At 70.0% G+C, this 12,363-nt stretch carries 12 protein-coding genes; 6 read left to right on the top strand and 6 right to left on the bottom strand.

What is annotated here, in order from left to right; translation table 11 throughout:
• Positions 1-96: 96 nt before the first annotated feature.
• On the bottom strand, positions 97-1,206 hold the full coding sequence (locus ACGFZK_RS17765; RefSeq protein WP_393849782.1) for an alpha/beta hydrolase: 1,110 nt from the start codon (positions 1,204-1,206) through the stop codon (positions 97-99).
• A gap of 152 nt (positions 1,207-1,358) precedes the next feature.
• Between ACGFZK_RS17765 and ACGFZK_RS17760 the strand changes: the two genes are divergently transcribed.
• From ACGFZK_RS17760 to ACGFZK_RS17735, 6 genes are all read left to right on the top strand, one after another.
• The gene (locus ACGFZK_RS17760) at positions 1,359-3,209 is read left to right on the top strand and encodes a phosphatidylglycerol lysyltransferase domain-containing protein (RefSeq protein ID WP_393849781.1); all 1,851 of its coding nucleotides are present in this window, start codon (positions 1,359-1,361) and stop codon (positions 3,207-3,209) included.
• 97 nt (positions 3,210-3,306) lie between these two features.
• On the top strand, positions 3,307-4,179 hold the full coding sequence (folP, locus tag ACGFZK_RS17755) for a dihydropteroate synthase (protein ID WP_393849780.1): 873 nt from the start codon (positions 3,307-3,309) through the stop codon (positions 4,177-4,179).
• 25 nt (positions 4,180-4,204) lie between these two features.
• Entirely contained in the window at positions 4,205-4,648 is a 444-nt protein-coding gene (locus tag ACGFZK_RS17750; protein WP_079154223.1) for a nuclear transport factor 2 family protein, read from the top strand.
• A 129-nt stretch (positions 4,649-4,777) separates the two neighbouring features.
• Positions 4,778-5,137, top strand: a complete 360-nt coding sequence (gene folB, locus ACGFZK_RS17745; RefSeq protein WP_030010912.1) for a dihydroneopterin aldolase — start codon at positions 4,778-4,780, stop codon at positions 5,135-5,137.
• Positions 5,134-5,742, top strand: a complete 609-nt coding sequence (gene folK / locus ACGFZK_RS17740) for a 2-amino-4-hydroxy-6-hydroxymethyldihydropteridine diphosphokinase (RefSeq protein WP_393849779.1) — start codon at positions 5,134-5,136, stop codon at positions 5,740-5,742. Before folB ends, folK begins: the two co-directional genes overlap by 4 nt.
• 97 nt (positions 5,743-5,839) lie before the next feature.
• Complete coding sequence (locus tag ACGFZK_RS17735; protein WP_393849778.1) at positions 5,840-6,325, top strand: DUF3180 domain-containing protein; 486 nt, start codon at positions 5,840-5,842, stop codon at positions 6,323-6,325.
• Positions 6,326-6,373: 48 nt separating this feature from the next.
• On the opposite strand, the gene folE is transcribed toward ACGFZK_RS17735, so the two are convergent.
• The 5 genes from folE to ACGFZK_RS17710 all read right to left on the bottom strand — a co-directional run bounded on the left by folE (position 6,374) and on the right by ACGFZK_RS17710 (position 12,346).
• Positions 6,374-6,982, bottom strand: a complete 609-nt coding sequence (gene folE / locus ACGFZK_RS17730) for a GTP cyclohydrolase I FolE (protein ID WP_393849777.1) — start codon at positions 6,980-6,982, stop codon at positions 6,374-6,376.
• Between the two features lie 123 nt (positions 6,983-7,105).
• Entirely contained in the window at positions 7,106-9,130 is a 2,025-nt protein-coding gene (gene ftsH, locus ACGFZK_RS17725) for an ATP-dependent zinc metalloprotease FtsH (RefSeq protein WP_393849776.1), read from the bottom strand.
• A gap of 183 nt (positions 9,131-9,313) precedes the next feature.
• Complete coding sequence (hpt, locus tag ACGFZK_RS17720; protein WP_243339812.1) at positions 9,314-9,874, bottom strand: hypoxanthine phosphoribosyltransferase; 561 nt, start codon at positions 9,872-9,874, stop codon at positions 9,314-9,316.
• A 66-nt stretch (positions 9,875-9,940) separates the two neighbouring features.
• A complete protein-coding gene (gene tilS, locus ACGFZK_RS17715) occupies positions 9,941-10,978 on the bottom strand; it encodes a tRNA lysidine(34) synthetase TilS (protein WP_393849775.1) in 1,038 nt (345 codons plus the stop codon).
• Positions 10,979-11,203: 225 nt separating this feature from the next.
• On the bottom strand, positions 11,204-12,346 hold the full coding sequence (locus ACGFZK_RS17710; protein ID WP_393849774.1) for a zinc-dependent metalloprotease: 1,143 nt from the start codon (positions 12,344-12,346) through the stop codon (positions 11,204-11,206).
• Between the last annotated feature and the right edge of the window lie 17 nt (positions 12,347-12,363).

Genomic DNA, 12,363 nt, shown 5'->3' with positions numbered 1-12,363 from the left:
AGCCCCCGGGAGCCCCGCAAGCCCCGGACACAGCTGTGACCGGCCTCGGGAGGCCGGTCACGGGTGCTGCGGCGCCGGGTGGGCGCGCGGGGCGGTTCAGGCCTCGATCCGGCCGCTCATCCACGTCAGCATCGGCGGGATCTCCCGTCGCCACGTGTTGAAGTTGTGGCCACCGCTGTCGAGGATGATGGAGGAAACCCGGTCCGGGCCCTGCACCTTCTTGATGAACTTCCGGGTGTCGCCGAGGTTCGGCTCGCCCTTCTCGCTGCTGGTGACGAGGAAGGACGTACCGGACGGCTTCTTGTTCTCGATGCTGTGCAGAACGTCCGCACGCTTCTTCAGCTTCTCGTCCCCGTGGAACAGGTCACCGGTCGTCGGGTCGTCCGGGGCGTCGTAGTACGCGGACAGCCCGGCGGCCGCGCCGAAGGTCTGCGGGTAGTGCGCGGCGATCTTCAGGGCGCAGTAGCCGCCCGTCGAGTTGCCGATGAAGCCCATGTTCTGGGGCTTCTTGCCGACCCGGAAGGTGTTCGTGATGGCCTGCGGGAGGTCCTCGCCGAAGAAGGTCTCGGTCTGCGGGCCGCCGGGTATGTCGACGCACTCGGTGTCGCGCGGGGGCGCGATGGTGGGCCGCAGCATGACCAGGATCATCGGCTTCATCTTGCCCGACTTGGACAGGCTGAAGGCCTTCATGGGGTAGTCGAGCCCTTTGATCAGGTTCTCGGCGGTGCCCGGGTAGCCCGTCAGGACGATGGACGCGGGGAAGTTCCGGTCCTTGTGCTGGGGCTGGAAGTACTCCGGCGGGAGCCAGACGTAGCCGGGGCTCGTTATCTTCGACTTCTGCCCGGTTATGGCAACCTTCAGGATCTGACCACCGACCTGGGGCTTGGCGCCACCGGGTACGTCCAGCTTCTGCTTGTCGACGACCTTGATGTCCTTGCTGCTCATCGAGTGGTCGACGACCTTGCCCATGGACGTCTCCTGACCGAGCAGGTCGGCCCAGGAACCGTAGAAGAGGAACGACTTGTTAGCCGCGAGCCCCACAGCCGAGAACAGCGCCAGCTGGGTCGCCAGCAGGAGACCGATCCGGCCGGCGAACGCGCGCCAGGTGCGGCCCGAGAGCTTCGGCCAGAACCAGACCGTGGCTGCGAACAGCAGCACACCGGCGAGGATGGCCAGCGCCAGAACCGTATTACTGGTGAGACCCATGAGCAGTCAGTCGACTTTCTGGTGGCAGGACTGTTTTTTTCCGACGAAAGAGTGAACCCGCTCCTCGTCGATGTCGTCCTAAGGGACGCACCACACACCGGAGGCTGTCGCGGTCTTCGGCCACATGATCTCTCGCGGAGCAACGGGAAGCGATGTCTAGCAGGATAGATGGCGATAAGTCGGGACAGGTTCCGAGCAGGGTCCGCCGAATCCTCAGAGGACCACGGCCGGAGTCGGTGCCCGGCCTGGTAGGTACGGCCGTCATGATCGTCGGCCTTCTGGACATCGCGGCAGGGGTGTTCCCGCGTTTCCGGCACAGCCGGATCCACGCGGTCGCCGAAGTCCTGCCCGGCTCCTTCGGGCCGTTCGCGGCCGCTCTCTCGATCAGCGCGGGCGTCCTGCTCCTGCTGCTCGCCCACGGCCTCAAGCGCCACAAGCGGCGGGCCTGGCGTGCCGCCGTCGTCCTGCTGCCCGCGGGCGCCGCGGCGCAGTTCGCCTACCGCCACTCGGTCGTCAGCGTGGTCATCTCGGCGGTGCTCCTCGCACTGCTGCTGCGCCACCAGAACGAGTTCAAGGCGCTGCCCGACCCGCGCAGCCGCTGGAAGGCGCTCGCGAACTTCGTGCTGATGAGCGCCGGCTCCATCGGGCTCGGCCTGGTGATCGTGAACGTCCACCCGGGCAAGGTCGTCGGCAACCCGGGCCTGTACGAGCAGATCACGCACGTCGTCTACGGCCTCTTCGGCTTCGAGGGCCCCGTCGACTACGCGGGCCGCGTGTCCTGGACCGTCGGTTACTCCCTCGGCGCCCTCGGCATGCTGACCGCCCTCACCACCGTTTACCTGGCCTTCCGCCCCGAGCACCCGGCCGCCCGGCTCACCGCCGACGACGAGGGCAAGCTGCGCGAGCTGCTCACCAAGCACGGCGGCCGGGACTCGCTCGGCCACTTCGCGCTCCGCCGCGACAAGGCCGTCGTCTTCTCCCCCAGCGGCAAGGCGGCCGTCACCTACCGCGTCGTCTCCGGTGTGATGCTCGCCTCCGGCGACCCCATCGGCGACGTCGAGGCCTGGCCCGGCGCGATCGAGCGGTTCATGGAGGAGGCCAAGGCCCACTCCTGGACCCCGGCCGTCATGGGCTGCAGCGAGACCGGCGGCGAGGTCTGGACCCGCGAGACCGGTCTCGACGCCCTGGAGCTGGGTGACGAGGCGATTGTCGATGTCAAAGACTTCTCCCTCTCGGGCCGCGCCATGCGCAATGTCCGCCAGATGGTGAAGCGCATCGAGCGCAACGGCTACACCACCAAGGTCCGCCGGGTCAGCGAGCTCACCGAGGCCGAACTGGAGCAGGTGCGCGGCGCCGCAGAGGCCTGGCGCGGCACCGACACCGAGCGCGGCTTCTCGATGGCGCTGGGCCGGGTCGGCGACCCGGGCGACGGCGACTGCTTCATCGCCACCGCCCACCGGGTGGAGGAGGGCGACACCAGCCCCTTCGGCGACCTGAAGGCTGTCCTCCACTTCGTCCCGTGGGGCACCGACGGCATGTCGCTGGAGCTGATGCGCCGCGACCGCGCCGCCGACCCCGGCATGAACGAGCTGCTGATCGTGGCCTCCCTGGAGGCCGCCCCCGGCCTGAAGATCGAGAAGGTCTCGCTGAACTTCGCGATGTTCCGCTCGGCCCTCGCCCGCGGCGAGAAGATCGGCGCCGGCCCGGTCCTGCGGATGTGGCGCAGCCTGCTGGTCTTCCTCTCCCGCTGGTTCCAGATCGAGTCGCTCTACAAGTTCAACGCGAAGTTCCGCCCCCGCTGGGAGCCCCGCTTCGTGGTCTTCCGCACCACCCGCGACCTGCCCCGCATCGGCTTCGCCGCGATGCAGGCCGAGGGCTTCGTCACGCTGGCCCTGCCGCGGCTGTTCGCCAGCCGCCGCCGTCCCAAGCCGGTGCGCACCTGCACCCACACCCACATGACGACCGTGCCCAAGCAGCAGGACCGCGAGGTCCAGGCTGCGTAGGCCCTGGCCACGCGGGTACGAGACCCGTCAGCCGGGCCCCGGCCGCCGAGAGGCGCCGGGGCCCTGTCGTATCCAGGTCAGCCCTACCCTTGGACCTATGAACACGAAGCGCGGAGCCACCGGCAGGGGCCGGGTCGCAGGTCTGCCGGACTGGGACCGCTGCGGGGTCATGGGTGTCGTCAATGTCACCCCCGACTCCTTCTCCGACGGTGGTCGCTGGTTCGACACCACCGCCGCGGTCAAGCGCGGCCTCGACCTCGTCGAGCACGGCGCCGACCTCGTCGACGTCGGAGGCGAGTCCACCCGCCCCGGAGCCTCCCGCGTCGACGAGGAGGAGGAGCTGCGCCGGGTCGTCCCCGTGGTCCGCGGACTCGCCTCCGAAGGCGTCACCGTCTCCGTGGACACCATGCGCGCGGCCGTCGCCGCCCGGGCCGTCGAGGCCGGCGCCGCCCTGGTCAACGACGTCAGCGGCGGTCTGGCGGACCCCGGGATGATCCCGGCCGTCGCCGCCGCCGAGGTGCCCTTCGTGGTGATGCACTGGCGCGGCTTCAGCGCCGGCATGAACAGCCTCGCCGTCTACGAGGACGTGGTCGCCGAGGTCACCGCCGAGCTGCGGGCCCGGATCGACGCGGTCGTGGCCGGCGGGATCGCCCCCGAGCGGCTCCTGGTCGACCCCGGTCTCGGCTTCGCCAAGAACGCCGACCACGACCTGGCCCTGGTCGCCCACCTGCCCGAGCTGCGCGCCCTGGGCTTCCCGCTGCTGGTCGCCGCGTCGAGGAAGCGTTTCCTCGGCCGTGTCCTGGCCGGCGGGACCGACGCCGCCCCGCCGCCCGCCCGCGAGCGGGACGCCGCCACGGCCGCCGTCTCCGCGATCGCCGCCCACCAGGGCGCCTGGGCGGTCCGGGTGCACGAGGTACGGGCGACCGCCGACGCCGTCCGCGTGGCCCGCGCCGTCGAAGGGGCACTCTGATCCTCACCCACCGACAAGGAGCACCGTGAGCAGAACCGACATCGAGGCGGTCGAAGAGGTCAACACGGCCTTCTACGAGGCAATGGAGCGGGGGGACTTCGACTCACTGTCGGCGCTCTGGCTGGAGGACGAGATCTCCTGCGTCCACCCCGGCTGGCCGGTGCTCTCGGGCCGCGGCGAGGTCCTGCGCTCGTACGCGCTCATCATGTCGCACACCGACTACATCCAGTTCTTTCTCACCGACACCAAGGTGGCCGTCATCGGCGACACCGCGCTGGTGACCTGTACGGAGAACATCCTCAGTGGCGGCCCCGCCGAGGACGGCGGAGAACTGGGTCCGCTCGTCGGTCAGCTGGTCGTCGCCACGAATGTGTTCCGACGCACATCCGAGGGCTGGCGACTGTGGTCCCACCACGGTTCTCCCGTCCTCACGGAGTCCGACGAGGACGACGAGGACGACGCCTCCTGACCCCTCCGGCGGGATCCGGAGTATTTCGCAGGTAAATTCGAAGACGGACGACGCCGACCGCACTCGGCGCAGCCATGGCCCCGGGGAGCCCCGGGACCGGAAGCACATACGAAAGCAGGAGTGATTCGCGTGGATCGTGTCGCGCTGCGCGGCCTCAAGGCTCGCGGGCACCACGGCGTCTTCCCCCGGGAGCGCGAGGAAGGCCAGACCTTCATCGTCGACCTCGTGCTGCACCTCGACACCCGTCCCGCCGCGGCCGGGGACGACCTGGCGAAGACCGTGCACTACGGGGTCGTCGCCGAGGAGGTCGTCGACGTCGTCCAGGGCGAGCCCGTCGACCTGATCGAGACCCTGGCCGAGCGGATCGCCCAGCAGTGCCTCAAGCACGAAGCGGTGGCGCAGGTGGAGGTCGTCGTCCACAAGCCGGACGCGCCCATCACCGTCCCCTTCGACGACGTGACCATCACGATCACCCGGAGCCGCGCATGAACAACGGATTGAACGCTCAGAGCGACCCCACCGTCCAGCCGGTACCCGCCTCCGTCGTCGAAGCGGTCGACGCGGCGGACGTCACCCTGTCCAACCCCAAATGGGCCGTCATCGCGCTCGGCGCGAACCTCGGCAACCGCCTGGAGACCCTGCAGGGCGCCATCGACGCCCTCGGCGACACCCCGGGCATGCGGGTCAAGGCCGTCTCCCCGGTCTACGAGACCGAGCCCTGGGGCGTCGAGCCCGGCGCGCAGCCCTCGTACCTCAACGCGGTCCTCGCCGTGAAGACCACCCTGCCGCCGTCCTCGCTCCTGGAGCGCGCGCACGCCGTCGAGGAGGCCTTCGACCGCGTCCGCGAGGAGCGCTGGGGCCCGCGCACGATCGACGTGGACATCGTCGCGTACGCCGACAGGGTCTCCGACGACCCGGTCCTCACCCTCCCGCACCCCCGCGCCCACCAGCGCGCCTTCGTGCTGGCCCCCTGGCACGACATCGACCCGGAGGCCCGGATCCCGGGCCGCGGAGCGGTCGCCGCGCTGCTGGCCGAAATCGGCCTGGTCGGCGTCGCACCGCGCCCCGACCTGGAGCTCCACCTCCCCGAGTAGTCGTCAGCACCCGCCGGACACCAGGCCTCACCATGGATACCGTTAGAAGTCTCTTTAGCCTGGTGACGGCTACACGCTGAAAGTGGGGAACGGGCAAGTGAAGCAACTGAGGCCGGCGGTCCTGGCAGGCATCTTCGTGGTCGCCGGGGTCCTGTCCTGGGCGGGTGCGCGCCTGTGGAACGCCTACGGCTCCCTGCCGGGCGTTCCGCTGGCAGCGCCGATCGTCCTGGGCGTCATCGCGGCGGTGCTGCTGGCCACGGCCCTGTCCATGCGGGCCCGGCTCAAGGCCCAGCGCGAGCGGCGACCGGGCGCCAAGGGCGTGGAGCCGCTGATGGCGGCCCGCGCGGTGGTCTTCGGCCAGGCCAGTGCCCTGGTGGCGGCGCTGGTGGCGGGCATGTACGGCGGCGTGGGCGTCTTCCTGCTGACCGACGCCCTGGACGTCCCCGCCCGCCGCGACCAGGCCTGGTACGCCGGTTTCTCGGTCCTGGCGGGCGCGGCGGTCATCGCCGCGGCCCTCTTCCTGGAACACGTCCTCAAGCTCCCGGAGGACGACGAGACCCCGGAATCCCCGGCGCGCGCCTGACCCCGCCGGCCCGGGGCCCTACGCGCACCGGGCCGGGCCTGAGCGGAGCTAGCGGGCGATGATCAGGCTCATGGCCTCGTTGCGGGTGGCGGGGTCGCGGAGCTGGCCGCGGACGGCCGAGGTGATGGTCTTCGCGCCCGGCTTGCGCACGCCGCGCATGGTCATGCACATGTGCTCGCACTCGATGACCACGATGACCCCGCGCGGGTCCAGGATCTCCATCAGGGAGTCCGCGATCTGGGTGGTCAGCCGCTCCTGCACCTGCGGGCGGCGGGCGAACACGTCCACGAGGCGGGCCAGCTTCGACAGGCCGGTGATCTTGCCGTCGGTGGACGGGATGTAGCCGACGTGCGCGACACCGTGGAAGGGCACCAGGTGGTGCTCGCAGGAACTCATGACCTCGATGTCCTTCACCAGGACCATCTCGTCGTGGCCCAGGTCGAACGTCGTCGTCAGGACTTCCTCGGGCTTCTGGTAGAGGCCGGCGAATATCTCCCTGTACGCCCGGGCCACACGCGCCGGCGTCTCCAGGAGGCCCTCGCGTTCCGGGTCCTCGCCGACCGCGATCAGGAGCTCGCGAACCGCCGCCTCGGCGCGCTTCTCGTCGAACTCGCCGATCCTGCCCTCTTCGCCGGTCAGGGTCACTGGGTCGGTCATTTCTTCCTCGTTCCTGTGTGCAAGTGCGCGCGGCCACCCAAGTATGACCAGATGAAAGTGCCGCGCCCCCCAGGCTAGAACCTGGGGGGCGCGGCTTCCATTCCGGGTGGACGGGCTCGCGGACTAGTCCGTGAGCTCCTCCGGCGAGGCCTCGGGGGCCTTCTCCACGGACACGGCCGACGCGGTCGACGTGCCGTTCGCCGAGTTCGTCAGCTGGAGCTCCTTGGGAGAGAGCACCGGCGGACGGGTGGAGGGGGTGCGGCGGGAGGAGCCGGTCCACGCGGGACGGGCGGGACGCTTGACGATCGTGGAGAAGATCTCGGCGATCTGCTCCTTGTTCAGCGTCTCCTTCTCCAGCAGCGCGAGGACCAGGTTGTCGAGGACGTCACGGTTCTCGACGAGGATCTCCCAGGCCTCGTTGTGCGCGGTCTCGATGAGCTTCTTGACCTCTTCGTCGACCAGCGCCGCGACCTCTTCCGAGTAGTCCCGCGGGTGCGACATCTCGCGTCCCAGGAACGGCTCGGTGTTGTCGCCGCCGAACTTGATCGCACCGAGACGCTCGGTCATGCCGTACTGCGTGACCATGGCCCGCGCCGTGGCGGTGGCCTTCTCGATGTCGTTCGCCGCGCCGGTGGTCGGGTCGTGGAAGACCAGCTCCTCCGCCGCGCGCCCGCCCAGCATGTACGCCAGCTGGTCGAGCATCTCGTTGCGCGTGGTCGAGTACTTGTCCTCGTCGGGCAGGACCATGGTGTAACCCAGGGCCCGTCCGCGGGACAGGATCGTGATCTTGTGGACCGGGTCGGAGTTCGGGGAGGCCGCCGCGACCAGGGCGTGTCCGCCCTCGTGGTACGCGGTGATCTTCTTTTCCCGGTCCGACATGATCCGGGTCCGCTTCTGCGGGCCCGCCACGACGCGGTCGATCGCCTCGTCCAGTGCGTGGTTGTCGACCAGCTTCTTGTCCGAGCGGGCCGTGAGCAGCGCGGCCTCGTTCAGGACGTTGGAGAGATCGGCACCGGTGAAACCGGGCGTACGGCGGGCGACGGCGCCCAGGTCGACGTCCGGGGCGACCGGCTTGCCCTTCTGGTGAACCTTGAGGATCTCCAGACGGCCCTGCATGTCGGGACGGTCGACCGCGATCTGCCGGTCGAAGCGGCCCGGGCGCAGGAGCGCCGGGTCGAGGATGTCCGGACGGTTCGTGGCGGCGATCAGGATGACCCCGCCCTTCACGTCGAATCCGTCCATCTCGACCAGCAGCTGGTTGAGGGTCTGCTCGCGCTCGTCGTGACCGCCGCCGAGACCCGCACCGCGGTGCCGGCCGACGGCGTCGATCTCGTCGACGAAGACGATCGCCGGGGCGTTGGCCTTGGCCTGCTCGAACAGGTCACGGACACGCGAGGCGCCGACACCGACGAACATCTCGACGAAGTCGGATCCGGAGATCGAGTAGAAGGGGACACCGGCCTCGCCCGCGACGGCGCGCGCCAGCAGGGTCTTACCGGTGCCGGGCGGGCCGTACAGCAGCACACCCTTGGGGATCTTGGCGCCGACGGCCTGGAACTTCGCCGGCTCCTGGAGGAACTCCTTGATCTCGTGGAGTTCCTCGACGGCCTCGTCCGCGCCCGCGACGTCCGCGAACGTCGTCTTCGGGGTGTCCTTGGTGATGAGCTTGGCCTTGGACTTCCCGAAGTTCATGACCCGGGAGCCGCCGCCCTGCATCTGGTTCATCAGGAACAGGAAGACGACGACGATGAGGACGAAGGGCAGGAGCGAGAGCAGCACGCTCAGGAACGGGCTGGTCTTGTCCGGCGCGACCTTGTAGCCGTCGGGGATCTGGCTGGCTTCGTACTTCTTCTGGAGATTGTCCGCGAGCTGAACGCCCTGGTCTCCGATGTAGTTGGCCTGGAACTTGCTGCCGGAGTTGTCGCCGAGCTTCTGGTCCTTCTTCAGCTCGACCTTGATCATCTGGCTGTCGCCGGTGGTGAGCTCGGCGCTCTGCACCTGGCCGCTGTTGATCGCCTTGATGACCTCGCTGGTGTCCACCGTCTTGTAGCCGCCGCCGGAGCCGACGACATTCATCAACACGACCACGGCGAGGACGGCCAGCACGATCCACATGACCGGCCCACGGAAGTATCGCTTCACGTCCATCCATACGGGGCGCCAGGCACCCCGTCCCTCCTGCCCGTAGGTAAATGCTGCTGTGAGTAAAGACTGTTCTTCGGAATGTACCCCTGAATTGTCACCCGCGGCCTCGTGGGACGGCTGACAGACCCGCCTTCCCCTGCTCCAACGGCGGGAATCGTTCCAGGGTTCCCCTTCCGGGGCGCCGGTTCAGCCGCCGTAGACGTGCGGGGCGAGCGTGCCGACGAACGGCAGGTTGCGGTACTTCTCCGCGTAGTCGAGGCCGTAGCCCACCACGAACTCGTTCGGGATGTCGAAACCGACCCACTTCACGTCGATCGCGACCTTCGCCGCATCGGGCTTGCGCAGCAGCGTGACGACCTCCAGGGAGGCCGGCTGGCGGGAGCCCAGGTTCGACAGCAGCCAGGACAGCGTCAGACCCGAGTCGATGATGTCCTCGACGATCAGGACGTGCTTGTCCTTGATGTCGGTGTCCAGGTCCTTGAGGATCCGCACCACACCGGAGGACTGGGTCCCGGCGCCGTAGGAGGACACCGCCATCCAGTCCATGGTGAGCGGGGTGGACAAGGCGCGCGCCAGGTCCGCCATCACCATCACGGCGCCCTTGAGCACACCGACGATGAGCAGGTCCTTGCCCGCGTACTCCGCGTCGATCTTCGCGGCCAGCTCGGCCAGCTTCGCGTCGATCTCTTCCTTGGTGATGAGCACCGACTGGAGGTCGTTGCCCATGTCCTTCTCGTCCACCCGCATCACTTTCGTTGTCGGCCGGGGCTCCGGGGGGCCACCCCGGAGGACTCAGCCGTGTTTCAGCACCAATCAGCCCTGCCGGATGACAAGTCTGCCACCCTGCCGCTGGGCCTCGACCCGGCCGGGCAGGTTGATGGCGCCCTGACCGCGCCATCCGGTGATGAGGCGGTCGACTTCTTCGATGTGGCGGGCGAAGAGGGAGCCCGCGGGGGACCCGGCCGCGACCACGGCCCTGCGCAGCACCCGGCGGCGGACGGCCGGGGGCAGGGCGTACAGCTTGGCGCACTCCAGGCGCCCGTCGGCGTCGCGTACGCCGGTCTCCGCCTCGGCGGCCCAGGCGTCCAGGGCGTCGGCGTCGTCCCGGGAGAGCTGCGCGGTGCGGGCGAGTGCCTCGACGACTCCCTTGCCGAGCGCCTTCTCGAGGGCGGGCAGTCCCTCGTGGCGCAGCCGGGAGCGCGTGTAGGCCGGGTCGATGTTGTGCGGGTCGTCCCAGACGGGGAGGGACTGGACCATGCAGGCCTTGCGGGCGGTCTGCCGGTCGACCTGGAGGAAGGGGCGCCGGTAGCGGTTGGTACGGCCGGCGCTGCCGCCGGAGACCTCGGGCATGCCGGACAGCGAGCGGATGCCGGATCCGCGGGCCAGGCCCAGCAGGACGGTTTCGGCTTGATCGTCGCGGGTGTGGCCGAGCAGCACGGCGACGGCTCCCAGCCGGTCCGCGGCCTCGTCCAGGGCCCCGTAGCGGGCGTCGCGGGCGGCGGCCTCGGGTCCGCCGTCGCGGCCGACGCGCACGGCGACGGACTCCACCGGGTCGAGGCGGAGCGCGGTCATGCGGGTGACGACCTCGGCGGCGCGCAGGTCGGAGCCCGGCTGGAGTCCGTGGTCGACGGTGATGCCGCCGGCCCGGATGCCGAGTTTGGGGGCCTCGAAGGCGAGGGCGGAGGCGAGCGCCATGGAGTCGGCACCGCCGGAGCAGGCGACGAGGACGAGCGGCGGGCGACCCCCGGGGGTGCGGGGGCGGGTGGGGCTGTCGGTGAGATCGGTGAGGACGTCGTGGAGTACGCGGCGGACCGCCAGGCGTATCGCCGCGACCGCAGGATGGGGACCCATGTCCGGTGCCCTTCGATGGTGTTCGGATGCCTCGGAGGCGTCGGGGTGGTGTGCTGGGGGTGCTGTGGCCCGGCTGCCCCCGCGGAACGGGAGGATGTCACTCAGAGTGCGTCGATGGTGACAGAGCCGAGCCGTTCCCCGAGCATCGCACGCCCTTCCACGGCCCACGGTCCCTCGGACGGGTGACGCTGCTTCCCCCAGTGGGACAGGTTTACGCCCCTTGTGTCACTCCGCTTCGCTCTGTTCGCTCCCCTTGCGGTGGACGCGGGCCACCCAGTCGGCGGGCTCGGCGATCTCGGCCTTGGTCGGCAGCGTGTTCGGGGAGGTCCACACCCGGTTGAAGCCCTCCATGCCGACCTGGCCGACCACGGCGCGCACGAACCGCTCGCCGTCGCGGTACTGACGCAGCTTGGCGTCGAGACCCAGCAGCTTGCGCAGCGCGGCGTCGAGCCGGCCGGCTCCGCTGGCCCTGCGCTGCTGGAACTTCTCGCGGATCTCGGCGACCGAGGGGACCACCTGCGGGCCGACCCCGTCCATGACGAAGTCGGCGTGCCCCTCCAGCAGGGACATGACGGCGGTGAGCCGGCCCAGGATCTCGCGCTGCTCGGGGGTCTGCACGAGCTCCACGAGGGAGCGCCCCTCATCGCCGCGCTCGGCGTCCGGGCGGGCTCCGGCGAAGGACTGGGCGGCCTCGCGGATGCGTTCCAGGATGGTCATCGGGTCCACGTCGGTGGCGCCGAGAAACGTCTGGATTTCGCCTTCGAGGTGGGCGCGCAGCCACGGGACGGCCGTGAACTGTGTACGGTGCGTCTCCTCGTGCAGGCAGACCCACAGCCGGAAGTCGTGCGGGTTCACCTCCAGCTCGCGCTCGACGTGCACGATGTTGGGCGCGACGAGCAGCAGCCGGCCGCCCGCGGCGGAGGCCGGCAGGTCCCGGGAGACCGGTGCGAAGGTCTCGTACTGGCCCAGGACCCGCGAGGCCAGGAAGCTCAGCAGCATGCCCAGCTCCACGCCGGTGACCTTGCCGCCGACGGCGCCGAGGACGGCTCCGCCGGGAGCGGCCGCGCGGCGGTCCTGCATCTTGCCCAGGAGCGGCTGGAGCAGCTCGCGGAAGCCCGCGACGTTGGCCTTGACCCAGCCGGCCCGGTCGACGACCAGGACGGGCGTGTCGGGGACGGCCGACCCCTCCGGGATCATCCGGGTGAACTCGCGCACGTGCTGTTCCGCGGTCCTGGCGTGGCGCCGCAGCTCCGCCACGACGGCCCGCGCCTCGTCCCGGGTGACCTCCGGGCCGGGTCGTACCAGTCGGGTCGCGGTCGCCACCGCGAGGTTCCAGTCGACCATCTCCGCACCACTGATGCTCGTCATGCGTCAACCGTACGTGG

Source organism: Streptomyces sp. NPDC048257 (genome assembly GCF_043201855.1).
In the GTDB taxonomy this organism is placed as follows: Bacteria; Actinomycetota; Actinomycetes; order Streptomycetales; family Streptomycetaceae; genus Streptomyces.
Note: the sequence above shows the minus strand (reverse complement) of the source record. Positions and strands in the feature narration are given on the sequence as shown.